Raw genomic sequence first — 26,482 nt, forward strand, 5'->3', positions numbered from 1 at the left:
CGGCAAATTCCTGCTGCCACCACGTTTTCTTACGGCACTTTCGGTTCCAAAAGTGCCTACCCGGAAACAGTAACGGGATTTTGCCAATGCATTCAGCTTCAAAAACACTTGTCTGTAAACTGCATTTTCGCTGTATCAACGCCGTTTCCGAAAAAAAAATGCTAGAAGTTCATGCACTAACAGCGGCGTGGCGGATAACAGGAGAAGCGCCAGCCACTCTGCCGGGTGCAGCCGCACCGTGTGAAGGAGTTTCATCAAAAAAGGAATCTCCGTCACCGCAACCTGCATCAGAATCCCCACAAGGAATGCCGCAAGCATCAGCGGATTTTTCCCAAGACTGCGCGAAAATGCCGAGCCCGTGAGCGAGCGCATGCCGACCGCGTGAAAGAGCTCCGACAGTCCCAGAACAGTAAATGCATACGTCTGCGCCCGTGAAAGCTCCTGTCTACTGAAAAATGCCCCCAGCGTGACCGCTGCAATCAGACACCCGTAAAATGCCATGCAAAACCACCCGCCTCCGGCAAACAGCGACTCGTCCGTCCGGCGCGGCGGCTGACGCATCAGGTTCTCCCGGTCGTTTCCATCCATGCCGAGTGCCAGCGCCGGAAGCGAGTCCGTAATCAGATTAATCCAAAGGATGTGCCCGGCTCCCAGCGGCGCCGGTATTCCGATAGCAACGGCGGCAAACATGGTTAAAATCTCCCCCAGATTGGAGGAAAGCAGAAACAGTATAGATTTTCGTATGTTTTCATAGATGCCGCGCCCTTCCTCAATTGCCCTCTCGATCGTCGCAAAATTATCATCCGTCAAAATCATATCCGCCGCCTGCCGCGCCACATCGGTGCCGCCTTTTCCCATCGCGATCCCGATATCGGCTGATTTAAGCGCCGGCGCATCATTTACGCCGTCCCCGGTCATCGCCGTCACGCACCCGGCGCGTTTTAAAGCCCGCACAATCCGGACTTTATGTTCCGGCGACACCCGTGCAAAGACTGATACAGAACCGATTCTTTTCTCCAGCTCTCCCTCATCCAGCGTTTCCAGCTGCGCCCCCGTCATGCATTCTTCCCGCCGTTTGGCAATCCCCAGCTGCCTGGCGATCGCAAGCGCCGTGTCTGCATGATCTCCAGTGATCATAACCGTCCGCACAGATGCCCTGCGAAATGCCTCAACTGCCCCGGCTGCTGCCTCCCTCGGCGGATCCATCATGCCTGCCAGACCCAGAAATATCAGGTTCTGCTCCAGCTGTCCCACCTGTTTCTCCCGCTTTCCATCCGGCATTTTTCCTGTTTGAAGCTCCCTATACGCCCCCGCGAGTACTCGCAGGGCACGCGCGGACATACGCGTGATCTCCGCCTCAATCTCTGTCCGCCTCTCCCTGGTCAGCGGCACAATTTTGTCCTCTTCCATCTCATAACGACACCTTTTAAGAATCACATCCGGCGCCCCTTTTACACAAGAAATCCAGTTTTCTCCCTGCTCATGCACCGTCGTCATTCTCTTCCGATCCGAATCAAAGGGAATCTCCCCTTTCCGCGGATATCTCCGACGCAGATGCTCCGGAGAAACACCACAGTTTTCACAAAATCCGTACAGCGCCCGCTCGGTGGCATCCCCCACCGTCTCCCCGGCATCGCTGCACAGCGCAAATACCTCCAGAAGCCGTTTTCCCACTTCTCCTTCCTTAGAGCGCGCCAATTCCTGTTCCGTATACTCCTGTCGATTTACATAACATGTCGTCACCGTCATCTCATTTTTCGTCAGCGTTCCCGTTTTATCTGAGCAGACCACGCTGACTGCCCCCAGTGTTTCCACGGACGGAAGACGGCGCACGATCGTGCCAGCCCGCGCCATTTTCGTCACTCCCAGCGCCAGCACAATCGTCACCGTCGTCGGAAGCCCCTCCGGCACGGCAGCTACCGCCAGGGAAATCGCGGTGAGCAGCATTTCCATCACGTCGCGCTTCTGCCAGACGGCGAGGGTAAATAATAAAACGCACAGCCCGATCGTAAGAATACTCAATAGTTTTCCCAGATCCGACAGCCTTTTTTGCAACGGTGTCTCCTCCTCCGGCGCCTCGCGGATCAGAGAGGCAATCCTCCCTACCTCCGTATTCATGCCGGTGGCGATGACAATTCCCTTTCCCCGCCCTGCCGTCACGTAAGAAGTCATAAATGTCTCATTTTTACGCTCTGCCACCGGAAGCGCACCGGCGGCTAAAAAATGGCTGTTTTTCTCAACCGCCCGCGATTCGCCGGTCAGCGCTGATTCTTCTGCCCGCATTTCAGCTGTCTCGGTAAGACGCAGGTCGGCTGGAACCTGCCGCCCGGCATCGAGCACGACCAGATCCCCCGGCACCAGCTCCCGCGCGGCAATCTCCCGCTCTTTTCCTTCCCGGATCACAACCGCCTCCAGCTGCGTCATCCGTTTTAAGGATTCGAGCGCTTTCTCCGCCTTCCCCTCCTGAATCACGCCCACCGTGGCATTTAATACGACAACCGCCAGAATTACCCCCGCATCGCCGTACTCGCCCAAAAGCAGGGAGATCCCGGCTGCCGCAAACAACACAAAAATCAGAGAGTCGCAAAGCTGTGCCCCGATGCGCACAATCAGACTCCGCGGTGGTGCTTCCCGCAGCTCATTTTCCCCATAATGGCGCTGCCGCACCTCCACTTCCGCTGCCGATAAGCCTGTCCGCAAATCGACCGAAAACTCCCTGCACACCTCTTCCACCGTCCGGTTCTCATACATGCGCATTTCCCCCTTTTTCTGTCCCTGTTCTGTACTTTTCACAGACTGCATTTATTCATATGCGGAAAATAGGGGGGATTAGAACTGAATGGTTGGAATAAAGAAATGGAAAGCATAGTCCTGTTTGATGCTCAAATGGCATCGGAACTCTTATTGTTTCGATGCCATTCTATAAATTCTATGATTTAATTTTATCGTTCTGTTTCGGTCACATACCTTACACCTGTGGTTCCGGCTCCTGCGTCTGCGCGGCCGGTTTGCGCTCCATCGGCATATAACCTTCTTTCTTCCGCTGTATCGGCTGTACAGTCACCGTTGCTGCCGTATCCCGGAACGCCGGGAGGCTACCTGTCTCCATGTAAGCACGGAACGGAAGTTCGCCCTGCACTGGGTCTTTCACGACCTCATTTTTCTCCACTTCTGGCCGTTCTCCTCTGCGCGGTGGACGGCGCTCAAACCGCTCCCGCCTTCCAGAAGCCGGGCGGTCTTCCCGTTTCTCATTTTCCGGCACCGCGCGGTTTCCGCTACGTCTGTCCGCTGCTCTCTCGGCTCCCGAAACACGCGCTGCCTTCTCTCTCTCTGAGCAAGCTTTCTCTCTGCCCTGCGTGCGCTCGGTATTCCCCTCTGCAGCACGATCCGCTGTACGGTTCCGATAGCTTCTCTCCGATCGTTCCGGTCTGTCACTGCCAGACGGACGTTCTTGTGCGCTGCGCTCCTGTTCCGGCTTTTCGGCTTTTTCCGGTGTTTCCAGACGTGTTCCCCTATTCGGACCACTTACGCCTCTTGGCGCCTGTGTCCGCTCCGAAAGAGGTCGAACCTGCATCTTATTTTTCTTTTCCTTCTCCCGGAAGCTTTTAAGTACGATCGCCGCCGAATACTGGTACGCATAGATACAGCTTTTCATCAGTTCCTGCTCTTCCTCCGTCTTGCAGGAACTCAAGAGCATCTCTTCCTCTTCTTTTTCCAGATATGCCTCTCCGTTCGTATCGCGTTCCTTTACCGGCTTGTAGATCCGGTATTTCTTGTAATACGGCGGACATGGAAACTGCTTATTCTTAACCGGTTCCGGTACAATCCGCAGTTTGTAGGTATCGGACATGCGCGCCAGAACATTATGTATTTTCTCACAATTCTCTCTCGTATTTGTCTCCCGCGCCGGGATACAAAGTAAATAATCCATCTATTTTCCCTCACATCTATCAAACGATCCTTTTCAAAATCGTTTTCTTCTCAAATTTTCTACATTTACGCCAATCTTTATTGTATCATGTCAGAGAAAAACGGGCAAGTGAAAAAGAATGTGCCTCACGACAATTTCCTGTTACACAAAAAAGGCTGCCACACGAATGCCAAACGAACGTTTTCCGTCCGGAGCCTTCTGTTTGTGACAGCCTGTCTTCCTTTATCTAACGCAGCCATATTTACCTGCGTGTTACTGTTCACGCATACGTGTCCAGTAACACCTGCGTTCCTCAGTCTCTTACACCATCCAGTCTTTCAGCACGCCGTGATCGCGCAGCAGCTTTCCAACCACCGTCTTGTCAATCTTCCGGAGAATCGGCTTTTTGAGTGCTTCAAGCGGCATCGGCAGCTTCATTTCCAGCGGCGATCTGCCGTCCATCAGCTTGACCGTGCTGTCCAGAAGCTCGCGGATATCGTAGACACTTCCCCATACCTCCGGTACGCCGCGGTCTACGCCGCACAAGCCGTACACCGCTTCCATCGCGGTGCGGACGGAATACTCGGTCGTGAAAATAGTATCGCGCGGGGTCTCCGCAAACTGCCCCAGAAATGCCGCATTGACACATCCATCCGGGATAACGTCCGGGCGGTCTCCGGCACGCCGCGGCATAAAGAATGCTGTAATATACGGCATCATCGTCGGCGTACAGTTCGCATGGTTTTCAGCCAGTTCCTCGATCTGATCCTCCGGGATTCCGAGATGGTACAGCCATTCTTCGGTGATCTCCTTGCCCGTGCAGGCGCGCATCGGCTTCTTCACATAATCGCCTGGTACATCCGTAAATAAACTGTATACCCAGACGCAGATCTCGTCCTTATTCTGCGCTTTGAACTGTCCCTGACGGTTGATCGTCCAGCTGAGCAGCCAGCTTGAATCACGGCAGCTCACGATACCGCCTGTTACGACGCGTCCACTTCTCGGATCCCTGCGGCAAATCTTGCGGATCTGGGAAATGATTGTCTCATCCGAAGTCGTGACCGTCGCAGACTCCCAGTTCGTCTTCTGGATATCCGAGCAGAATTTCTCCGGATGTCCAAATGCCGGATCCTGCGCAGCAATCTGACGCCACAGACTCCAGCAGCCGCTGGTACGCACTTCCGCACCTTCTACCGGTGCCTGATTCTGGTCGCCGTAGATCGTTCCCTCAGTACAGCTTCCGTTCGTAATAAAGACAAAATCATCCTCAGTCAACGCGATTTCCTTCTTCTCGCCGCCCTTCACGTACTCGATCGCCTTCGCAACCTTTTTCTCACCCTGGATGTCAAACCGCACATTCGTAACCTCGGTGCCAAACTGGATCCGGACGCCTGCCGCCTCCAGATATTTCTGCATCGGCAGAATCAGCGACTCATACTGGTTGTAACGCGTAAATTTGAGTGCCGAGAAATCCGGAAGTCCGCCGATGTGGTGGATAAAACGCTGAAAATAGCGTTTCATCTCTAATGCACTGTGCCAATTTTCAAACGCAAACATTGTTCTCCAGTACAGCCAGAAATCCGAATCAAACACCTCATTATCAAACACATCCTCAATGGATTTGTCATACAGATCCTCATCCTTCGTGAAGAACAGCTTCATGATCTCCATGCTGCCTTTCTGGCTCAAGCGGAATTTGCCGTCCGTGTGTGCGTCCTCGCCTCGGTTGACCGTCGCACGACAGAGCGAGTAGTTCGGATCATGTTTATTCAGCCAGTAATATTCATCGAGAACTGATGCCCCCGGCACCTCCAGGGACGGGATGCTGCGGAACAGATCCCACAGGCACTCAAAATGATCCTCCATCTCGCGGCCGCCGCGCATCACATATCCACGGGTCGGATCCTGAATACCGTCACATGCACCGCCTGCTACCTCCATCGCCTCCAGAATATGGATATTTTCTCCCGGCATCTGTGCGTCTCTCACAAGAAAACACGCCGCCGCCAGAGAAGCCAATCCACTTCCGACGATATAAGCCGATTTGCCCTCGATTCCCGCCGGTTTCTCCGGGCGCGCAAATGCCTCATAATTTCCCTTCGAATAATAAATTCCCTTGCTGTTTTTCTCCTGGCTGCCGCGTTCCGTATTCCGGTAATCCGAAGCCGACTTAACCACTTTTCCTGCCTTTTTCCGCTTCGACGCCGCTGCCGCCAGCCCCGCTCCAACTGCCAGTGCCGATACCGCACCCGCTTTCCATGCTTTCTTATTCATGTCCTGATCGCCCCTGCCTTTCTTCAACTTTCAAACCATTTCTTTTTTACGTTACCCCGATATCTAGTTTTTGATACTATCTAATAATGATTTGATAGTAAAACTTTTTTGAAGAAAAGTCAAGAGCATCGCTTCTCTCTCATCATCTTCTGTCACTTCCCGTTTGCCTTTGGTCAGGACAAGTGGAAGGTGCTGATCCTGCGTGACCTGCTGCCGGGAACGAAGCGGTTCAGGGAGCTGAAAAAGTCCGTAGGCAATGTGTCTCAGAAGGTTTTGACCGCCCAGCTCCGGGCGATGGAGGAAAACGGGCTTCTCCACCGTGAGGTCTACGCCGAATTAGCAAATATTTTTGCTGGGCGGCAGCTCTACTTTCTGCCAAAAATGGCATCGAATGGCACTGGCATACTGAATTGGAGTTTATTTATATTGAATCCGGAACTGTTACTTTGTGGATTGGAGAAGACCAATTTCATTTAACCGAAGGAAATGGCATATTCATTAATACAAAGGTACTCCATCGCCTTTATTCTCCCTCAAAAGCCCTCATTCCCAATTTTGTATTTATGCCTTCTTTTATTGCCCCTTGCGACAGCCTGATTTATCAGAAATATATTCTGCCGATCATTTCTTACCCATTGCCATTTCTCATATTTCATATTAACCCCAACGGAATACCGGAAACAGAAAAGCCGTTGATTGGGACGGCGCTGCATTTCCGGCTGCCATCCGCGGGATTCTGGTCCCTGCCTTGCCGAAACTCATGCATCCGACACACAGCTTGGAGATATGAATATCCTCTGCACCAAAAATGTCGATTTCCATATTTATATTTGAGATTCTGATAAGCATTACAGCGGCTTTTAAAAAATCTGTATTGATTTTTCTGCGTGAGATGTTATAATCGGTATATACCGAAAATAAAAGGAGGAACGCGTCCATGCCAAGACCGCCACGGTGCCGTCGGATTTGTGGCGCACCACAAGTTGATACCTTCTGCCCCAATGGGTGCGAGAATACCGAGCCGATCCTGCTGACGCTGGACGAATACGAGGTCATTCGGCTGGTTGACTTGGAGCAGAAAACCCACGAGCAATGTGCCGTACAAATGGATATTTCCCGCTCTACTGTGCAGGAAATTTACGAAAGCGCACGGCGTAAGATCGCAGCGTGTCTTGTCCACGGGAAACCGCTGCACATCACCGGGGGAAACTACCGCATCTGCGGAGGACAGGAGGCAGCCCACTGCGGCCGTTGGTGCCGGATGCAGAGAGCCAACACAGAAAAATCCAACAAAAAATGCAAAGGAGATTCCATTATGAAAATTGCAGTTACCTATGAAAACGGTCAAATTTTTCAGCATTTCGGCCATACCGAACAGTTCAAGCTTTATGAAGCTGAAGACGGCAAAATCACTCATGCGGAAGTTGTTGATACCAACGGCAGCGGTCACGGCGCACTGGCAGGCTTCCTGATGCAGAACGGCGTGGACACTTTGATTTGCGGGGGCATCGGCGGCGGTGCCCAGGCAGCACTCGCCGAAGCGGGGATCAAGCTCTACGGCGGTGTCAGCGGGGACGCTGATGCAGCGGTGAGCGCATTGCTCAGCGGAAATCTGGGCTATGACCCCAATGTTCATTGTGATCACCATGACCATGAGCACGGCGAGAAAGGTCACACCTGCGGTAACCACGGCTGCGGCAAGCATAGCTGCCATTGATATGGAACGAACACTGACACAGCTTCCGTTCTGGTCATCCTTGACCGAACACGAAATGGAAACGCTTTTCTGATGTGATGTAGGCGATGCAGCAGATCATGTTCAAGGGATTGGATCGGCGGCTGGCAGAGTTTCTCCTTGCCGAAGCGGAACGTACTGACTCCGACACGATACACATGACCCATGAGCAGATCGCCCAGCACATCAGCTCGGCGCGGGAGGCAGTGGCGCGAATGCTCAAAAGCTTCTCGGAGGACGGGCTCGTGGAACTAAGACGAGGTGCGATCACGCTGCGGGATAAGAACAGACTAAATCGTTTGAAATAGATGTGACTTTGTCACAGAATGAAATCATAATTCTAATATAATGAAAGCAGAAAACCGAAAGGAGAATCATCATGGAGCAGAAGTTTTACATTTGCAAGCATTGCGGCAACATCATTGCCAAAGTTAAGGACGCAGGTGTCCCTGTCATCTGCTGCGGCGAGCCGATGAGCGAGATCGTTCCCGGCACCACCGACGCCGCCGTGGAGAAGCATGTTCCTGTCTGGACAGTGGAAAACGACGTCGTCCATGTCAAGGTCGGCTCCGTGGAGCATCCCATGCTGCCAGAGCACTACATCGAGTGGGTATCTCTCCAGACCAAGCAGGGCAATCAGCGCAAGGAACTGCATCCCGGCGAAAAGCCGGAGGTCTGCTTCGCTCTCTGCGAGGGCGATGAAGTCGAAGCGGTCTACGCCTATTGTAACCTCCATAGTCTGTGGAAAGCGTGATTCATCTTTCAAAAATCTGTTGCCATTTCTCACCCCCTATCGCGGCAAGTGTGTATTCGTCCTACTTGTCACGCTGGCGAATGCGGCAGGCGCTTTGCTGATCCCTACCATCACCGCCGACATGATCAACATTGCCGTGGAGGGCAGACACATGGATTGCGATCCTCGGCGGTGGGATGCTTATAAAAGGCAGCCTGACTCCCGGCACGTTCCAGGCCTTTTTCCAGTACATGAACATGTCCAGCGAACCGATCACAGAGCTTTCCTATATGACAAACTCTCTGCAATCGGCGCTGGCCTCCATGGAGCGGGTATATGAGCTGCTGGATGAGCCGGAGATGGAAGCAGAGCCGGAAGCACCGAAGCGAATCGGCCATGCGCTGGGAGCGGTGGAGTTTTCCCACGTTCGCTTTGGCCAATTATTGGTGAATCGACATTTTGTTTCCTTTATCCACTCGTTTTTATGATGTTCCAAGCACTTGATTCAAGGCAGAAAGTCATGTCGCATCACTTAATACTACAGCCCCTTCTTTATTTCTTCAATTGTCATCTCATATACTTCCGTTACTTTTTCCATTGCTTCCGGTATCCCCGGCTGCTCTCCGGTCCTATCTCTCAAAAGTTCTGTCAACTCATGACTAACCTCATACAGACGGTCAAAAGAAAGATTCTGACACACCCCTTTCAGTGTGTGTGCACCGCGAAAAGCATCTTCATAATTTTTATTTTCCAATGCCTGTTTTAACTGTATATAACTCTGATCTTCAAGGAACTTTAATGCAAATCTCCGAATCAGTGCTTCGCTGTGAAGGCGTCCCAAGACAGCTTCATAGTTTCCTCCAATAGCTTCGTAACACTCTTGCATTGTCATATTTTAGTCCTCCTGTCAATTGTATTCCACTAATTCATGAACCTCTGCGAATCAATTATATACATACCTTAAAATCGTTTTTATAACTTCATCAATCACAATCGGCTTTGACAAATGTGCGTTCATTCCTGCATCCAGTGATGCCTGAACATCTTCTGCAAATGAATTAGCTGTCATTGCTATAATAGGAATGTTTTTTCCATCCGGTCTGTCATTCATTGCCCTGATTGCTTTTGCTGCTTCATAACCATTCATTTCAGGCATCATGATATCCATCAGGATTACATCAAATGTGCCTTCCGGATGATTTCTGAAAATCTCAACAGCATTCTTTCCATCCACAACTCTTTCTACATTCATCCCGAACTCTTCCAACTGCACGGCAGCAATCTCTGCATTCAGTTCATTATCCTCTGCAAGAAGGACATTCACACCTGTAAGATTCACCTTTTCAGAAATACCTGTGTCTGACTTATTACATTCCTTATCTGTAATTTCCAAAGGAATATCCACAGTAAATGTGGTTCCCTCATGCTTTTTACTCTGCACGGAAATGGTTCCACCCATCATATCTACATACTTCTTTACGATAGCCATCCCCAGTCCAACTCCATGGTACTGCGTTCTCACATCGGAATCTTCCTGTGCAAATTCCTCAAAAACTTCTTTTGTAAATTCCTCACTCATGCCAATACCAGTATCCGAAATGCGGTAACGCATATTTATATATCCATCCCCGCCCTTTTCCAGACACCGGGCTTCAAATGTAATCGTCCCTCCATCCGGAGTGTATTTTACGGCATTGCTCAGAATATTGACCAGCACATCACGCAGGCGTGCAGGATCCGCAAGTACATTTGGAATCTTTGCTTCTTCACGCTGAATCTTAAAGTTGATATCCCTGTTCGTAAGAAAGCCTTTTGTAATATCCAATGCAGAATCTGTAATGTTTTTCACATCCGCCGGTACCGGATTGTATTTCACTTTTCCACTTTCGATGCGGGTCAGATCTAATAAATCATTGAGCAGCGACAGTAAATGCTCTGAGCTTTCGTCAATCTTTTCCAGACAATTTTTCACCTCGTCTGACGGATTGTTTTTCATTGCAATACCGGTAAATCCTATGATTGCATTCATCGGTGTCCTCATATCATGGGACATATGTGACAGAAATGCTGTTTTTGCCTTGGTTGCAGCCTGTGCCTGCTCTGCCAATTCCGCCATTTCCTCAGCTTTCTCCTGAGCCGTCTTCTGAGCTTTTTTTCTTGCACTGAGACGCACCATTATCACAGCCATAGTAGTCAGCAGCCCTCCAAAAATAAGAAGAGCCAAAACAGTAACAACAGGATGCAGACGGATCCAGTCAACAAATGTCAGCTCTGTTGCTTTGTATGTGGTATACTGTGCTGCAAGATCTTCAACAAGATTTTGGGGCATGGCATACATTGCTTTCGTCAGAATACCAGCCAGCGCATGGTTCTCAGTTGATGAAATTACCATGCGGTAGGTGAATGTAGGCTGCTCCAGCAGAGTATATGTCATGGTGCCCGTAGTGTCACTGTTCACAAACGCCTGTGCCATGTAATAATAGACGAAGGCAGCATCTGCTTTACCCTCACGGACAGCTTCCATCATTTCCTGTCGGGTACTGCACATCAGTTTTTCTGCACCGGGTGCCATTGCATCTTCAATTGAATTTGATGCTGTCTGGTCAACAGTAGTAACAACATTAATTTTTCCATCAAAGTCACGCCGTGTCACCCTTGCCAGCTGCATCGTAATGAAAGGTGCAGTAATCCCCCATTTTTTCGTTTCAGCATAGTTATCTGTTTCCAGGCGTGCATCGATGCTCATATCTGTGGTTTCCGTATTTTTCTGATAAGCAATATACTCATCTCTGGTATCAGGTGTAAGAAACTCATAGGAAATCCCGGCATAGTCTGCAATTTTCCGGAAGTAATCCGGGATAATACCCTTCATCTCACCATTTTCATTATAAGAATATGGATAACGGGTCGGATCACACAGAACATGAAGCGGGTTGTCCTTGGTATACTGTGAAATAATACTTTTTTCTTTCTCCGTATATTCCAGATTCTTAGTTTCGATGCTTTCATAATTTTTATTATAAAGTGTCGTTTTCCAGTCACCCTCAACTGCATTCATCTGGTCGATTGCATAATTGATCTCATTCAGCAATTCTGTATTACCTTTTTTAACAATGACATAGAAATCGCTGCTGCCAAATTTATCCACGATTCGCTCATTGTTTGTTTTTCTCAGAGAACTGGTAACAATCGCATCAACTTTTTCGCTCTGAAGGGCTTCCTTCATTTCTGCGGTCGTATCAAAATAAGATGGAACATATGTAAATCCTTTGTTGTCTGCAAAATCCGCAAACTCTTCATTCCGGGTGTTTCCGTTCAAAAGCGCCACACGCATACCGTTGTAAGTGCTGTAATTGCCGTCCACAATCGTGCTGTTGTCACTGAGGACGGTCAGCATCCCATAATTGGTTCCGATGGGACGTGAAAAATCAAACTTTTCTTCTCTGTCCGGTGTTTTGCGGGCAGATGTTACCATGTCGATCTCGCCATCTTCAAGCATCTGCTGCATATCATCCCAGCTCTTATCATATCCGACATATTCGTAATCTACATCCCAATAACGGGCCATCAGCCGAAGAAAATCATAGCCATACCCACTGCGGTTGCCTTCTTCATCCATCACATGATAACCATCCATGGCAAAGAAACCGACTTTGACAGTTTCATGCTGCGAACTGTCCTCGGCTGCATATGCAGTCTGGGGAGAAAATATCATACACACGCATACAAAAGTCAGTAACACTGCCACATATTTCTTAGCTCTCGAAATCATATTAAATCTCCTGGTCAACCTCCTGGTTTAATAAAATTGCACTGTCGCATCAAATCCATTTGTCACTGTTCAGTGACCTGCGGTTCGGTACCCCCCCCCCACCAGATTTTATGCTTCTGATCGTCTTTTCCAGCACCTTCATCTCAACCGGTTTTGAAATATGTGCATTCATACCGGCTGCCAAAGAATTCTGAATGTCCTCCGAGAATGCATTGGCAGACATTGCAATGATTGGAATCTTCTTTGCCGCTTCATGGGAGCTTCTGCGGATTGCCTTCGTTGCATCATAACCATTCATAACAGGCATCTGCACATCCATCAGAATCATGTCATAATCACCTGGAGCAGACTGTTCAAATGCTTCCAAAATCTCTTCGCCATTTTCACAAATGGTACATTCCGCACCTTCAATTTTTAACAGTTCTATCAGGATCTCCGCGTTCAACTCATTATCCTCTGCACACAGGAATTTCATTCCCTGCAGAATATTTCCATCCTGCTCATCTGTTTCTTCTTGTGCCGCCAGAGCAACCGTTCTATCCTCTGCAATTTTCAGATCCAAGAGAACCTCAAAACAGCTTCCCTGTCCTGGTTCACTCTCCACATCAATGGTACCTCCCATTGCCTCAACCAGATTCTTAGTAATCGCCATTCCAAGTCCGGTTCCCTGTATTTTATTTGTAAGGGAACTTTCCGCACGGGTAAACGCATCAAAAATTGTATCCTTGAAATCTGCCGACATTCCCATACCATTATCGCTAACTAAGAAACGGTACTTTGCATAGACAGATGACTTTGTCTCACATTCTTCTACAAAGAACTGAATTTCCCCACCTTCCTGGGTATACTTCACTGCATTGGAAAGCAGGTTGCTGAAAATCTGCATCAGGTGAACCTGATCCGCATTCACCCACTCATGCTGAATATTTTCTTTTATGATTGTAAGGGTCTGCTGCTTTTCATATATTTGAGTATGAAATATAGTGTCAAGTTCCTGTACAAGATCCAGAATAGAAAAGTCAGAATACTTGAAGACTGTTTTTCCTGCCTCAATCTTGCTCATATCCAGAACATCATTGATAATTCCTAACAGGTGCTGTGATGAAATGTCTATTTTTTCTGCATACTCTATAACTTTTGCTTTATTACCTGCATCATGTCTGATCAAAGATGTGATACCAATGATTGCATTCATAGGTGTACGAATATCATGTGACATATTAGACAGGAAATCCGTTTTCGCCTTATTTGCATTTTCAGCTGTCTGCAAAGCCTCTGTTGCAACGTTCTTTGCCTTTTTCAGTTTTTGATTGACTACTTCCATTTCCTTCATTGTTTGTAAATGAAGTTCATTATTTCTTTTTTCATATTCTGCTTTTTGATCTGCAAGACTAAGTCTGGAAATACTGTAGAATAATCCGGCAAAAAGTAAAAATATATAACCTGCCATGAGTATTGTTGTAAACAACACCGTTTTCTGGTAATCCCTCAGCACATTGTCAACAACTCCCCTTTCCACAATACATACCAAAATGGTGTTGTTGCTTTCTATCGGGCAATACCCCAGATAATAGGGGTTCTGTTTTCCCAAAAGTGCAACTCCGGATTCTCTGTTATCAAACTTCTTTTTGAACAAATCAGCCTCTTCTTCTGTAATAGCCTGTTCTCCTTTTAAATGTTTTAACAGAGAATAATTACGCAGGTATTTATCACCACTCTGGTTCGTATATGTAATATTTCCGTCATTATCCAGCATGAACAAATATGCTTTCCCGTCATAACCTTTCAGTTTTAACATGGAATCCAGTTTCGAATGATCAAACACAGCTCCAATTGCCGTATAAGTTTCCCCATTGATGGTATATTCCTGACATGGAATCGCAACCAGATAACCGTCTTTTTTCTTCTGAGCATAATCAAGACGCACCAGTTTTCCAATATTGTATCCGTTCTTTAAATCCAGCAGAAGTTTACTTGGCATATCAATCCGCATTTTTGTTCCACCTGCTGATATTGCCTGACCATTTTCCTGAAGGAATATAAGTGTACTTTTCAATTCTTTTTCCCATGCTTCAAAGAAACTTTTGTTCACATCCGTTTCAAGAGACAGCTCCCTCTCATGAAGTAAAAATTCCTCAACCAACTGCAGCTGGCTGTAGTACCCACTCACTTGAAGATCATAGGTCTGCTGCATCTGTTCAACAACAGCTCCCATACTGCTTTTTCCATTTTCACTGATATACTTGCTAGACTTACTTATAAGATACTTTATACAAACTACGCTTAAAAGAATAATAAGTAGTATAAGCAACAGCCTTGTTATTTTTTTTCTTTTATTTACCGTTTGTTCTATCTCCACTTTTACTGTTCAACCTCTATATAATCTTCCGGTGCTGACGGCTGCTGTCCTTTTGACATTGCTTCGATCCATGCACTTGATAATGTTGTATCTTTAAGCTGCTCAATCTCACATTTCGGATTTATTTTTTTCAAAACAGACATTGTGGTGTCTGTAAGAAGAATCGAGTATTCCTTTTCTTTGTCTATTTTCTTATCATTAACTGTCAAGTCCTTTAATGAAAATCCACTTTCCTCTTGATTGACGATCATTTTCATACCGGATGCAATTGGTAATTCGTATTTATTGGTTACATAAAAATTCTCATCCGCATCGGTGAAATAATTTTCCACGAGTTCACAAACCTGTTTACCACTAATTTTTGTAAAATATAATGCTGTATCTGAACTCTTTGCTGTCATCATGCCAACCCGGCTATTGGTGCATTCTCCTTTATATATAGAAGAAGTGAAATAATAATATGGTGCCAGAGCCAGCTGTGCATCATTTTCTTCTCTGATCGTAGTTAAAATGGAAGATGCTGCATCACGGCCATTTCTATCGTTCAGTGAAATGGAATATTCATTTTCAAAATTCACCGTTGCTTTTTCTTCTGGAGCTTTACGATTCATTACACTGCGCAAAGTATCATAAGCCTGCGTTTCATCCATTTCCCCTGACAGTAATCCGTGAACAGCCTCAAGACTTGCATCAAATGATTTTTGAGCGGAATATCGGATATAAACAGCATTATTTTTAATTTCCTCTTCCAGTCCAGGTACATCCTGCATCATGGTTGGAACGTCTGTATTCAATGAAATAACACCGCTTCCATCCGCAATCAGCTTTTGCCCCTCTTCTGAAATCATACAATCCAGCACATCCAGTGCAGTATCCAGTTTCTCCCGGTCTTTTTCCAGGTTTTTGTTAAATGCAATGTTTAATGACGGAGTCATATACACATAGGATTCATCCGATGTCTGTGAAAAGTAAGGAATACGGATCAGCTCCGCATCCATCTGTTTCTGCAGCTGCTGCATAACCGTCGGATGTCCATGAAACATTGCTGATTTTCCCTCGACAAACATCTGGGTTCCTGTATTGATGTCAATATTGATATCTTCTTTGCCAAAATGCGAGTCCTTAAGAAACTGACTGGTTTCTGAAAAAATACGTTTCCATAATGTATCATCAAACTTTACTTCATCCGCTGCAGTCTCTGCACCGTTTCGCCATTCAATACCATCCAGGCTTGTAAACTCACCGATTGCCGCTGCCTGGATGATTTCATTATTAGACCAGTCTTCACCAAGATCCATGGAATACGGTTTTATGCCATTATCATAAAACTGCTGACAGGCCTGTACATATTCCTCATAATTTTCTGGAATCTTTATGCCATACTGATCAAACAGTGTTTTGTTGGCAATGATCGTCTGTGGAATACCACAGATTGGCAGCCACTGGATTTCATCCTCCTCATTCTTATAATATTGCACCGCATAGGAATAATACTTAGAAACAACATCATAAGAAGCAAAATCCATAAGATAAGGCTGTAAGTCCTGTGCATCTGTTCCAGAAAATCGACGTACTGTTATGATATCCGGTAATTCATCATGTTCTTTAAAATAACTGTATAAATCGGTATCATTGTTACCAATAATAAATTCGATATCCTGATCAGGAAACTGTTCATGGATATAGGGTGCAATATTTTTCATCAAACGATTTTCCCACAGATAAACGGTAAGATGATCATCATTTTTAGATACTTCTTTCTTTGACTGTCCACATCCAGACAAGACAGCAGCTGCTACAAGTACACCTGACACCACCGCTATCAGACAACGTTTTGCCTTTTTCATACTTTCATTTTCCTCATTCTTTCCTATATAAAGTCATTATTGTTACGTCTATGAAATAACACCACAAAAAGCACTGTCAGACAGACAGTGCACCTCATTTTATGCAACTGGCTGCCATTTTACAGGCCCTGTAGTTTTGCGTCCCAGACTTTCATCTGGTTTGCCGATTTCCTTATTATAGCTTTTAAACTTATGCAAAAAACTGGTTTTATTATACTATAGCGCTCTACTGTACACAAGAAAAACATTACCGTTTTAACGCCTGAAAACAAAAAAAGAACAGTCGATATATATACTCGAACTGTTCTTCTACTTCCGAAGTCCACGAAGCATTGACATTACTGTTTCCTGCTCATTTGCATTCAGATCGTTCCATATCCCTAGAACTTCTTTCTGTTTTTCTGTCAGATTCTCTGAATTACCTTCCTGAAAAAACTGCGATAATGTCACGCCCAAAGCTGCACATATTTTTTCAAGTGTGATCAGCGACGGCAGGTTTTCCTGCGCCATGATCCTTCCCAGTGACGACTGGGAAATTCCCGACAGCTGCGATAATCTGTATTTACTGATATCACGCTTTTCACATAAAGATGTTATTTTATCCGCAATATACTTCTCTACCTGCAAGTAACTATACCTCATTTCCGCTATTACATGTTCTTATTGTACCTGTAATAATGAAAAAATATTAGTAATCAACTTTGCAAGTATTTATCCCCATCATGGGAAGTATACGGATAAAAAAATATAAAGATACTTTCGTTTCCGCAAAAGTCATTTTCGCTTATATCATTTTTATAATAACACAGACAGTTATGTTTGTCACATAAAAGTTTGAAACCCCAAACAAAAAAATAAACCTTCTCGTACCGCAAAGCCGCATATCCACGGATAAATCCCCATCCCAGAGGGATCACCCTTCTGATGAATATAAAGGCTATTCGCAGATGGCTACGCAATCTGACATGGATGCCTTTTCACAGAAAGTTCACAGCTCATATAATGACACTATATTGACGTGACACGAGTATGTGAGTATACTGTAAGCCATGTGGAGGTTGTGCGTATGTCAGCAACAAATCTGAACATCCGAACGGATAAGGAAACAATTAAAGGATAAATCTGAAAAGCGAATCAGCTGATGGAAAAATGCACGCTCTGCAGATGCGGTATTTACATCAGCCCCTTCCACATATTTCTATGAAATAAAAAGTGGAGTCAAATTGAATGAAAACACAAGCAGACAAGAAGTCAGTCAAAGACATCCAAGAGTTAAAGCAGAGATTTACCAAGTTTTCCATAGGTTTATTTGCAATTTTGACGCTTTCAATCACATTGTTGGCATCAGCATATACATATATTCTGCAAAAATCGTATACAGATATCGCCCTTGAAACGGAACTCAAACGTGATATGGAAAATGCAGATGCAATTCATAAATTGGTAAATAAAAAAATCGGAAGAGAAGAATTTGCCACGCTCCGCCATCAATCTGATGAAAATACAGAAATGTATCACGAGGTTTCCTCGTTTCTAAATGAAATTCGAACGCTGAATTCAACCAGATATTTATACACCGCCACCCGAAATGAAGAAAACAGGCTGATCTATGTGGTGGACGGTCTGGATCCCAACGCAGGAGATGTCAGACATCCGGGAGACTATATTGAGGATGAAATGATTCCGTATATTAACAAGGCTCTTTCAGGAGAAACGGTGTATTCGCAGAACATTGTTGATACGACATGGGGTCCTATTTTCACAGCCTGTTATCCTATAACGGGCGATTCGGATGAAATAGTTGGTGCTTTATGCATTGAAATGGATATGCAGTCTGTGAATGGGCTGGTAGAGCGAACAAGAAGAGCATCCGTTTATGTTGGAGCTATGGCAGGATGTGTGCTGTTTTTGCTTTGTGCTGTCTGCTTTATCGGCTACAAAAGAAAAAGAGAAGATGAAATTGAACAGACGCTTTTGTTGCGCGAGGCTGCGGAAAAAGCAGAGACCGCAAACAGAGCAAAATCATCCTTCTTACTTAACATGTCACATGATATTCGATCACCTATGAATGCTATTATCGGATTTACGGACATTGCACTGAACCAGACAAATGTATCTGAAATTCACGATAGTCTGCAAAAGGTAAAAATAAGTTCAGAGCATCTGCTGTTGTTATTGAATAATGTACTGGATCTTAGCCGTATCGAGAACGGAAAGGTAAGCTTCTCACCTGAGCCGGAGAATTTGCCTGTCCTAATAGATAATGTGATTGCTATCGTGGATGGACTCCTACTGAATCGGGATTTAACATTTGAGATACATCGCAACATCCCCAAAGAACTTTATGTTCTGACGGATGCAACAAAAATTCGTGAGATATTGACGAATCTTCTGAGCAATTCGGTCAAGTTTACAAAAGATGGCGGAACGATTACTTTTGAAATTAGTATCAAACCGGGCATAGACGAACGGCATATTGTAGGCAGTTATGCAGTAAAAGACAATGGCATTGGTATGAGTGAAGAATTTCAGAAAAGGCTGTTTGAACCCTTTTCACAGGAGGATAACGGCGCACGAACACATTATGCCGGAACGGGGCTTGGAATGGCAATTTCCAAGCAATATGTAGAACTGATGGGCGGTACAATTACGGTTCACAGCAAGAAAGGGTGTGGTTCGTCTTTTACAGTAGAAATTCCTATGGAACTTGCAGACCCAAAACAGATACCTGAGCTGAATCTGATACAGGATGTCAGCCTTAATGGAGTAAAGGTTCTTCTCGCAGAAGATAATGAGCTGAATGCGGAATTGGCAATCACGCTGCTCGAAGAAGCAGGTATGCATGTAACTCGTGCAGTAGACGGACAGGACGCAGTTGCTTGTTTTGCCAACAATCCAGCAGACACATATGATGTGATTCTAATGGATGTCCTGATGCCTAAAATGAATGGGCATCAGGCGGCAAGGGCAATTCGTGCAATGAGCAAGGAGCGCCCAGACGCTGCGAAAATTCCAATCATCGCACAATCTGCAAATGCTTTCAAGGAAGATGTACAGGCATCCTTGGATTCTGGAATGAACGGACACATTTCAAAGCCATTCAATATAGATGCAGTGACCACTGCAATAAAACAAAATATAAAGAGATAGAAGATTGAGCAACAATCCGCTAACTATCAGAGCATCGTTCAAGGTTTATTTGGACGGTGCTTTTTCTATACCCATTTTGCAGAGAGGTGGTGCGCTATTTCATAAAGCAGCAGCCCGCACACCTGGAAGCTTTCGACGAAGCCCTGGTAAAGCGCTGGCTTGAGCGGATCATTGTCTGGGAGGACCACTTCACTGTGGAGCTTAAGTCCGGACTGAACTCTGATAAGGGAAAATACAAGGGCACAGAATCTTTTGACGTATACTCGCAAACCAAGCTGTCACTCATTGTCCGAGTGACAGCCTGGTTACTTGCTATCCCTGATACCTTATTCTTTCAACCAACGTTTCCTTTTTCAGATTACTGCTTAAAACGCAGGAAAGCACAATCTGCAAAAGGCTGACCAGCAAAATCATAGCAAGAATTGGTGTAATTGGAACATGATAGACATTCATTCCAAATATCCCATTATGCTTTGCATAGGCAAAGAGCACGTAGCCAAGTGGCAGACCAACGACAAGTGCTACACATATGGTGCCAACCGTAAAAATCAGTCCCTGTAACTGCAGACATAAATTTAATTGTTTATTTGTCATACCCACAGCCTGTAATACACCATATTCCTGCTTTTTTATCGTAATATTCATGATCATGGTGTTTGCCATATTCATAAAACCGATGAATCCTACAACCGCCATAAACAGATAACAGCCAAGCTTCATCGTGCGAGCTGAGAATTCTGCAGATTGTAACTGCGCATGATAAGTACCCATTTTTATATGCGAAGTATTAGAAATCAATGTATTCAGATTTTGCTCCACAGATGCCACATCTTTTTTGTCACAGTCCACCCACAGATAGCCATAGGCTGTTCCTCTCGGATTCATGGAACGGTATACACCTTCTGGAATGACAAGATAAGTGTCCGCGCTTACAAAGGATCCTGCAATCTTTCCCTGATAGGTATAGGTTTCACTTCCATTCTCAAAGTCAAATGCAATGGATTCACCCGGAGCATATCCATCTTGTTCCATCCACGTTGACCAGCCAAAGAAAATATCACCATTCTTTACCGCCTGATCATAGTCCATAGAGCCAATATCCCCGTCCTGGCGCATAAAATCAAAATCATTTTTGCTCACAATATCAGCCGGAAATCTTGTTCCGTTCAGATTTACAGAGACTATCTCTCTCGTCATGACATCTGTCACTCCCGGAATGCTTTTGATTTCTTCGATCAGCGAATCATTCAATGGATTATCCGTCAGAATCGTATCCAGATTATTCTCCGGATATCTTTCATCATACTCAGCAGAATAGTCAAGCTGCAGTTCAAATTGTCCATGATTAACGGAAAGACGTGCTTCATGCTCCGTGTCAATATTTCCCACATAATTAGAAATAATCACAAACAATGCGCAGGAAAGCCCCAGTGTGAGGATGGTACCAATGGTTCTTTTTTGGTTACCCATTACATTTGCCATTGCCATAGAAAACACGGTGACATTTTTTCTGCCATTTCGTTTTCCTTTTTTGTGTGTTTCTGCATTTTCTAAATACCGTGTTGCTTCGATAGGTGAAATCCGTGAAACAATTTTCATTGGTTTACGCAGTGCCAAAGCAACGGTAAGAAATGATACGAAAATACATAGAAGCATAACAGGCAGGGAAAACAGTGACACCTGCTGATTTTGGACTCCCATAGAGTCAGTTCCGGTTGATACAAGATTCCCCTGTTCTACCAGCCAGTTAAAACCGCATTTTGCAATCAGAAAGCCCAGAAGCAATCCAACCGGTATTGAAAAAATTGTCAAAAAAATGCCCTCTCTGAAGATCAGTTGTTTCATCTGCTTTTTTGTTGCTCCCAGAGCCTTGATTTTTCCATACTCCTGTATCTTGTTGGCAATACCGACCTGAAAAATATTATAAATGACCACAACAGAGAAAAGTACAATTGCAAGAATCAAACCCCCGCATACCGCAATCGTTTCATAACTCGGCTGCAAGACCCATTGCAAATAGAGATCATTGACTATAACGTTTTTTTCTTCGATCCCACAAGCTGCTGCAATCTGCTTTATAACCGAATCAATATTATTCATAGATACATTTGCAGAATCATTTAAAGTAAAATAAATATTATACTGTCTGTCATTCTCTGCGACGTGCTCATCATAAAACTCCTGTGACCCGAAAGCAACATAAGATGCCTCGATGGTATACTCATCCCGATCATATAGGATTCCGCTGACAACAAATTCTTCCGACTTATATTCTGACTGCATCCCTGCGCGGTAATCCAATGTCACCGTATCCCCGACTTTTACATCACCATACCCCATTGCACGGAAAAATGCTCTTCCTGCGGCAATTTCCTGCATTTTTTCCGGATACTTTCCTTCCTTTAACTCATATTCTTTATTATAGGGAAGCATTTTTTTTACAGTCTCATCCATGCAGACAAACCCGCCTTTTTCATTGCCTTTTATGATACCTTCGGTGCACATAGTGCCTGTAGCATCTATTTCCGCACGGCGGTTTACTTCTTTTAACTGCGATCCGTCTGCGGAAACAAACAGACCATAATTGCTTCCATATGAGCCTGCCGCCTGACTTTTCTGTAAATGAATTACCCCATTTCCCACAGTACTGATGATAACAAGCAGCATCGTAGTCAGACATATGGACATCATGATCAGTATACTTCTTGTCTTGTTCTTTTTGCCATTGCTATGTGCAATCCTGCTTATTGTCTTCATCTGAAATCCACCACCTGTCCATCCTCAATCACCAGAATGCGATCAGCGACCTGTGCGATTTCGTCATCATGGGTAATCATTACAATCGTCTGACCATATTTTTTTGCTGTCATTTTAAGCAGTGCAATCACCTCATCGCTGGTCTTAGAATCAAGATTGCCTGTCGGCTCATCTGCAAATATAATTTCCGGACGATTCACCAGTGCTCTTGCAATTGCTACTCTCTGCTGCTGTCCTCCGGATAACTGATTTGGCAGATTATAAATCCGGTTTTCAATCCCCAAAGTTGCAATAATATCATTTACATACGCTTCATCCACTTTTCTTCCATCCAGCCCCAGTGGCAGTACAATATTTTCCCATACATTAACAGACGAAACCAGATTAAATGCCTGAAAAACAAATCCGATTTTTCTTCTGCGGAAAACAGCAAGAGCATCTTCTTTCATCCTGTATAAATCTTTCCCTGCTAAAGTAACACTGCCTTTTGTCGGGGTATCAAGCCCTCCAAGCATATGAAGTAATGTACTTTTACCGGAACCTGACTTTCCAACAATTGCGACAAATTCTCCCCGCTCAATCTGAATGTCCACCTGATTGACCGCTTTGACCTGATTCTCACCTGCGCCATAAAACTTACAAAGCTGCTTGGTTTCTAATATCACACTCATGTGTTGCCTCCTTTTCATCTTACATCCAAATTGTATCAGGACAATCTTTCATTTCACTTTCAAAAAACGAGCAGAAGTCTTACAGAATTGTAAGATATCTGCTCACTTAAAATTTAACCAACATATGGTAATTGAATCACAAACGTGCTTCCTTTTTTCTTTTTGCCGGAGGTTACCGTGATCGTACCTCCGTGTTTTTCGATAATTTCTCTCGATAGAAAAAGTCCGATTCCTGTACCACTCTTTTCCATGACCTCCCGGGAACTTCCTCTGTAAAATCGTTGAAAAATTTTGTGATACTCATTCTGCGGAATACCAATTCCCTGATCCTCAATTTCCATTCTTACAAAATCGTTTCTTTTTTGTAACCGGATAAATATTTTTGAACCACACGGACTGTACTTGACCGCATTATCCAGAACGTTGATCACAGCTTCACCAAGCCACCTTTTATCCTGCATAATCGTGCATGTTTCCAGCTCTTTTTCATAGTCAAAAACGAATTCAATTTCTTTCTCATCCGCTTTAGGATAAGTGCGGTTCACAGCAGATATGACAGTATCCATAAGCGGAAGTTTTTTCTTATTAATCTGAATCAGTCCAGTTTCCATCTTGGATATTTCAAGAAGCGACTGCAATAATGTCTCCAGTCCATCCAGAGCACTCCGACAACGGATACGAAACTCCTCCTGTTCTGTGGCACTTAAGTCATTCTGCATCAGCACACTAAAACATGTATCCAAAGCTGCAACCGGTGTCTTTAACTGGTGAGAAATATCAGAAACCATTTCTTTCGTGTTCTCCTTTTCTGCCCTTGCTTCTTCCTTTATCAACTGAATATGATGTCCGATTGCTTCAAGCTGGTCATTCAATTTTTCCAGTTCTGCATGATTTTCCGTTTTCAGTAAATCATCAAATTTATTTTCACGGAATCTGATCAGAATTTCTTCCAACTGGTCTAAAATTTTCTGATGACACGCATCTTCTTTTTTCTTCCAATAAAATAAAAAAGTCAAAAGAAGCACGCATATCACAGTGCTTACAGCACCGGTCACCATAACCTGATGCCGGAATTGCGAATAAAATGCATTCCCTTTATTCCCCCAGTATCCATATTGCTCCAATAATCGCCTTCCCTGTTCGTTGGTTTCAATATCCTTATCCTTAAGCAATTCCGAAACGGCATCCAGCCCGGAAAATTCTTCCTTTGCAGCAATCTCTGTCATAAGATTCATTTTATATTTATAATCTTCATAAAACACATATGTGGTAAAGCAATTTAATATTGCAAACAATAATATGACAGGTAATACCAAGGAGAGCACTACTGTGATCTTCTTGCGATATCTCTTTGTCACTGCCTTACCTCCTGATTCCATATATACCCAAGACCTCTGATATTCTTTATATAGACCGGTGCAGCCGGATTGTCTTCGATTTTCTCACGGAGTCTTCTGATATTGACAGCGATTGTATTTTCATCCACAAAATCCCCTTCCAGATCAAACACATTTTCCAATATTTGTGTTTTTGAAAGAATCTGTTTCGGATTCTGCAGAAAAAAAGTCAGCATTTTCAACTCCGTTTTTGTCAGACTGATTTCACGACTCTTTATCAGGACTTTCATTTCTCCTGCGATAAATACGATATCTCCCGAAATCATCTTTCCGGCTTCCGTTTTCTCCTGTCTGCGGCGGAAATGTGCTTCTATTTTCAAAAGAAGTACCGAAAGACTAAACGGCTTTGTAATATAATCATCTGCCCCTGCTTCATATCCCATGACCTGATCCATCTCCTGATCTAGTGCTGTAAGACAAATAATGTATGTATTATAATTGCATCTCATCCACCTTACAAATTCCAGTCCATTCCCATCCGGAAGATTCACATCACAAATGGTAACATCCACATTATTATCACTTGCAATTCTTTTCGCTTTTTTCACTGATTCTGCTGAAAAAACCTCATATCCGGATTTTTTCAGTGAAAATGTAATTCCACGATTTAAATTTTCATCATCTTCAACCACGAGTATACCTGGCATAGCATATGCACCTCTCTTTATTAACTATTCATCTTAAAATGCTTCAATGCCTCCACAATTGCACTCTCTTTATCTTCTGGACACTGTGGCTGCCTACTATCTTCATTTTTAGATAAATTATAATTCTTTCCAACCTCAATTCCGCATTTTCTCTTTACCTGTGAAATATACAGATGCTCTGTCTTTTTATTCCTACAAATCTTCGTGCAGTTTTACATCGCTATTATCTGCCATGCATTGTTTTAAGGCAACAATCATTTTTTCCGCATCCAGCGGCTTTGCAAGATGAACATTCATTCCAGCCAGCCGGCTGTTGATAATATCTTCTGCAAAGGCATTTGCGGACATTGCAATGATCGGAACCCTCCTGGCATCCCTTCTTTTCATTTCCCTGATTGTCCTTGCCGCATCCAGACCATTCATCCTCGGCATCATAACATCCATATAAATTACCCCAAAATAATCCGGTGCAGATTTCTCGAAGATTTCAACTGCTTCCTGCCCGTCTACTGCACATGTAACTTCCATACCGCTGTCTTCCAGTATACATCTGGAAATTTCCATGTTCAACTCATTGTCTTCCACAACCAATGCCCGCATGCCTTCTACCGAATAATCATCAAGGCTTACTGGCTTATCTGATAAATTACTGTTTTTATCCTGTGTGCCAATTTTGAACGGAATTTTTACAATAACTGTTGTCCCGACACCTGCTTTGCTCTTCAGTTCAATACTTCCATCCATTCTGTCCACGAGCTGCTTCGTAATTGCAAGCCCCAGTCCGGTGCCTTCATACCTGGATCTGCTTGTCTTGCTTTCCTGAGAGAACATATCAAAAACATGTGCAATAAAATCTTCACTCATACCCACACCCTGGTCTTTACAGTAGAAAGTGAAAATTGCTCTGCCATCATCCAGAGTTTCTTCCTCAACCCAGACCGTAATCACACTACCCGCCTGACTGAATTTTATGGCATTGTCCATAATATTCGACAGAATTCTTCCAAGATATACCGGGTTTCCAACCAGAGCGCTGTGACTGTATGTACCATTTTTCCAGTCAATCTCATACCGGATGCCTTTCTTGGCAGCCCGCTCATCATAAATCTGGTTCAATTCCCGTAGTACCATTGTCAGATCAAACAAAAGCTGCTGATCCTTCAAATCTCCGCTCTGTAGTTTATTTATATCCAGCACATCATTTGCAACGGTGTACAAAGGGAACATAAT

20 protein-coding genes, 1 pseudogene and 1 riboswitch are annotated in these 26,482 nt (G+C 44.7%); of the genes and pseudogenes, 7 read left to right on the forward strand and 14 right to left on the reverse strand.

What is annotated here, in order from left to right; all coding sequences use genetic code 11:
- Positions 1–135: 135 nt before the first annotated feature.
- From DXB70_RS11400 to DXB70_RS11410, 3 genes are all read right to left on the reverse strand, one after another.
- Positions 136–2,751, reverse strand: coding sequence for a cation-translocating P-type ATPase (locus DXB70_RS11400; RefSeq protein WP_118673348.1), 2,616 nt, complete (start codon positions 2,749–2,751; stop codon positions 136–138).
- A 217-nt stretch (positions 2,752–2,968) separates the two neighbouring features.
- On the reverse strand, positions 2,969–3,931 hold the full coding sequence (locus tag DXB70_RS14400) for a hypothetical protein (protein WP_243099956.1): 963 nt from the start codon (positions 3,929–3,931) through the stop codon (positions 2,969–2,971).
- Positions 3,932–4,231: 300 nt separating this feature from the next.
- Positions 4,232–6,184: an oleate hydratase gene (locus tag DXB70_RS11410; protein ID WP_118673349.1), complete on the reverse strand. Its 1,953-nt coding sequence runs from the start codon at positions 6,182–6,184 to the stop codon at positions 4,232–4,234.
- A 141-nt stretch (positions 6,185–6,325) separates the two neighbouring features.
- Between DXB70_RS11410 and DXB70_RS14405 the strand changes: the two genes are divergently transcribed.
- The 6 genes from DXB70_RS14405 (at position 6,326) to DXB70_RS11440 (ending at position 9,140) form a co-directional block, all read left to right on the forward strand.
- Positions 6,326–6,661: a helix-turn-helix domain-containing protein gene (locus tag DXB70_RS14405; protein WP_243027720.1), complete on the forward strand. Its 336-nt coding sequence runs from the start codon at positions 6,326–6,328 to the stop codon at positions 6,659–6,661.
- Positions 6,595–7,026: a cupin domain-containing protein gene (locus DXB70_RS11420; protein ID WP_243099957.1), complete on the forward strand. Its 432-nt coding sequence runs from the start codon at positions 6,595–6,597 to the stop codon at positions 7,024–7,026. The genes DXB70_RS14405 and DXB70_RS11420 overlap by 67 nt, the downstream gene beginning before the upstream one ends.
- 95 nt (positions 7,027–7,121) lie before the next feature.
- Positions 7,122–7,901 carry a DUF134 domain-containing protein gene (locus DXB70_RS11425; protein ID WP_118673351.1) on the forward strand — a complete coding sequence of 260 codons (780 nt, stop codon included), beginning with the start codon at positions 7,122–7,124 and terminating at the stop codon, positions 7,899–7,901.
- 86 nt (positions 7,902–7,987) lie between these two features.
- The gene (locus DXB70_RS11430) at positions 7,988–8,227 is read left to right on the forward strand and encodes a helix-turn-helix domain-containing protein (RefSeq protein ID WP_243099958.1); all 240 of its coding nucleotides are present in this window, start codon (positions 7,988–7,990) and stop codon (positions 8,225–8,227) included.
- 71 nt (positions 8,228–8,298) lie between these two features.
- Positions 8,299–8,673: a desulfoferrodoxin family protein gene (locus tag DXB70_RS11435; protein ID WP_118673352.1), complete on the forward strand. Its 375-nt coding sequence runs from the start codon at positions 8,299–8,301 to the stop codon at positions 8,671–8,673.
- A 176-nt stretch (positions 8,674–8,849) separates the two neighbouring features.
- Complete coding sequence (locus DXB70_RS11440; protein WP_107001122.1) at positions 8,850–9,140, forward strand: ABC transporter ATP-binding protein; 291 nt, start codon at positions 8,850–8,852, stop codon at positions 9,138–9,140.
- 50 nt (positions 9,141–9,190) lie between these two features.
- Here DXB70_RS11440 and DXB70_RS11445 read toward each other — a convergent pair whose 3' ends face one another.
- The 5 genes from DXB70_RS11445 to DXB70_RS11465 all read right to left on the reverse strand — a co-directional run bounded on the left by DXB70_RS11445 (position 9,191) and on the right by DXB70_RS11465 (position 17,272).
- Entirely contained in the window at positions 9,191–9,544 is a 354-nt protein-coding gene (locus tag DXB70_RS11445) for an Hpt domain-containing protein (protein ID WP_107001123.1), read from the reverse strand.
- Positions 9,545–9,595: 51 nt separating this feature from the next.
- The gene (locus tag DXB70_RS11450; RefSeq protein WP_118673353.1) at positions 9,596–12,424 is read right to left on the reverse strand and encodes a transporter substrate-binding domain-containing protein; all 2,829 of its coding nucleotides are present in this window, start codon (positions 12,422–12,424) and stop codon (positions 9,596–9,598) included.
- Positions 12,425–12,473: 49 nt separating this feature from the next.
- Positions 12,474–14,783 carry an ATP-binding protein gene (locus tag DXB70_RS11455; RefSeq protein WP_347559617.1) on the reverse strand — a complete coding sequence of 770 codons (2,310 nt, stop codon included), beginning with the start codon at positions 14,781–14,783 and terminating at the stop codon, positions 12,474–12,476.
- 2 nt (positions 14,784–14,785) lie between these two features.
- The gene (locus tag DXB70_RS11460) at positions 14,786–16,630 is read right to left on the reverse strand and encodes an ABC transporter substrate-binding protein (protein ID WP_118673354.1); all 1,845 of its coding nucleotides are present in this window, start codon (positions 16,628–16,630) and stop codon (positions 14,786–14,788) included.
- A gap of 99 nt (positions 16,631–16,729) precedes the next feature.
- Positions 16,730–16,805, reverse strand: a riboswitch (cyclic di-GMP riboswitch).
- Positions 16,806–16,939: 134 nt separating this feature from the next.
- Positions 16,940–17,272: a helix-turn-helix transcriptional regulator gene (locus DXB70_RS11465; protein ID WP_181986209.1), complete on the reverse strand. Its 333-nt coding sequence runs from the start codon at positions 17,270–17,272 to the stop codon at positions 16,940–16,942.
- A gap of 585 nt (positions 17,273–17,857) precedes the next feature.
- On the opposite strand from DXB70_RS11465, the gene DXB70_RS11470 reads away from it, so the two are divergent.
- A complete protein-coding gene (locus DXB70_RS11470; protein WP_118673355.1) occupies positions 17,858–19,780 on the forward strand; it encodes an ATP-binding protein in 1,923 nt (640 codons plus the stop codon).
- A 312-nt stretch (positions 19,781–20,092) separates the two neighbouring features.
- On the opposite strand, the gene DXB70_RS11480 is transcribed toward DXB70_RS11470, so the two are convergent.
- The 6 genes and pseudogenes from DXB70_RS11480 to DXB70_RS11505 all read right to left on the reverse strand — a co-directional run.
- Positions 20,093–22,537, reverse strand: coding sequence for an ABC transporter permease (locus DXB70_RS11480; RefSeq protein WP_118673357.1), 2,445 nt, complete (start codon positions 22,535–22,537; stop codon positions 20,093–20,095).
- Complete coding sequence (locus DXB70_RS11485; RefSeq protein WP_005340169.1) at positions 22,534–23,208, reverse strand: ABC transporter ATP-binding protein; 675 nt, start codon at positions 23,206–23,208, stop codon at positions 22,534–22,536. The genes DXB70_RS11480 and DXB70_RS11485 overlap by 4 nt, the downstream gene beginning before the upstream one ends.
- 113 nt (positions 23,209–23,321) lie before the next feature.
- A complete protein-coding gene (locus DXB70_RS11490) occupies positions 23,322–24,587 on the reverse strand; it encodes a HAMP domain-containing sensor histidine kinase (RefSeq protein ID WP_118673358.1) in 1,266 nt (421 codons plus the stop codon).
- Entirely contained in the window at positions 24,563–25,252 is a 690-nt protein-coding gene (locus DXB70_RS11495; RefSeq protein WP_008120506.1) for a response regulator transcription factor, read from the reverse strand. The genes DXB70_RS11490 and DXB70_RS11495 overlap by 25 nt, the downstream gene beginning before the upstream one ends.
- Positions 25,253–25,272: 20 nt before the next feature.
- Positions 25,273–25,428: pseudogene (locus tag DXB70_RS14410) on the reverse strand (23S rRNA (uracil(1939)-C(5))-methyltransferase RlmD); the annotation flags it as partial.
- Between the two features lie 16 nt (positions 25,429–25,444).
- A partial coding sequence (locus DXB70_RS11505; RefSeq protein WP_147354053.1) for an ATP-binding protein occupies positions 25,445–26,482 on the reverse strand: 1,038 nt, incomplete at its 5' end.

It is taken from the genome of Clostridium sp. OM05-5BH, assembly GCF_003481505.1.
In the GTDB taxonomy this organism is placed as follows: domain Bacteria; phylum Bacillota; class Clostridia; order Lachnospirales; family Lachnospiraceae; genus Otoolea; species Otoolea fessa.

Coding starts and splice junctions, on each gene's coding strand:
- DXB70_RS11495 (WP_008120506.1), bottom strand. CDS start 25,252: ATGCCAGGTATACTCGTGGTTGAAGATGATGAAAATTTAAATCGTGGA.
- DXB70_RS11435 (WP_118673352.1), top strand. CDS start 8,299: ATGGAGCAGAAGTTTTACATTTGCAAGCATTGCGGCAACATCATTGCC.
- DXB70_RS11400 (WP_118673348.1), bottom strand. CDS start 2,751: ATGTATGAGAACCGGACGGTGGAAGAGGTGTGCAGGGAGTTTTCGGTC.
- DXB70_RS11440 (WP_107001122.1), top strand. CDS start 8,850: ATGCTTATAAAAGGCAGCCTGACTCCCGGCACGTTCCAGGCCTTTTTC.
- DXB70_RS11430 (WP_243099958.1), top strand. CDS start 7,988: ATGCAGCAGATCATGTTCAAGGGATTGGATCGGCGGCTGGCAGAGTTT.
- DXB70_RS11445 (WP_107001123.1), bottom strand. CDS start 9,544: ATGACAATGCAAGAGTGTTACGAAGCTATTGGAGGAAACTATGAAGCT.
- DXB70_RS11465 (WP_181986209.1), bottom strand. CDS start 17,272: ATGAGGTATAGTTACTTGCAGGTAGAGAAGTATATTGCGGATAAAATA.
- DXB70_RS11460 (WP_118673354.1), bottom strand. CDS start 16,630: ATGAAAAAGGCAAAACGTTGTCTGATAGCGGTGGTGTCAGGTGTACTT.
- DXB70_RS11485 (WP_005340169.1), bottom strand. CDS start 23,208: ATGAGTGTGATATTAGAAACCAAGCAGCTTTGTAAGTTTTATGGCGCA.
- DXB70_RS14400 (WP_243099956.1), bottom strand. CDS start 3,931: ATGGATTATTTACTTTGTATCCCGGCGCGGGAGACAAATACGAGAGAG.
- DXB70_RS11410 (WP_118673349.1), bottom strand. CDS start 6,184: ATGAATAAGAAAGCATGGAAAGCGGGTGCGGTATCGGCACTGGCAGTT.
- DXB70_RS11450 (WP_118673353.1), bottom strand. CDS start 12,424: ATGATTTCGAGAGCTAAGAAATATGTGGCAGTGTTACTGACTTTTGTA.
- DXB70_RS11490 (WP_118673358.1), bottom strand. CDS start 24,587: ATGGAATCAGGAGGTAAGGCAGTGACAAAGAGATATCGCAAGAAGATC.
- DXB70_RS11425 (WP_118673351.1), top strand. CDS start 7,122: ATGCCAAGACCGCCACGGTGCCGTCGGATTTGTGGCGCACCACAAGTT.
- DXB70_RS11470 (WP_118673355.1), top strand. CDS start 17,858: ATGAAAACACAAGCAGACAAGAAGTCAGTCAAAGACATCCAAGAGTTA.
- DXB70_RS11480 (WP_118673357.1), bottom strand. CDS start 22,537: ATGAAGACAATAAGCAGGATTGCACATAGCAATGGCAAAAAGAACAAG.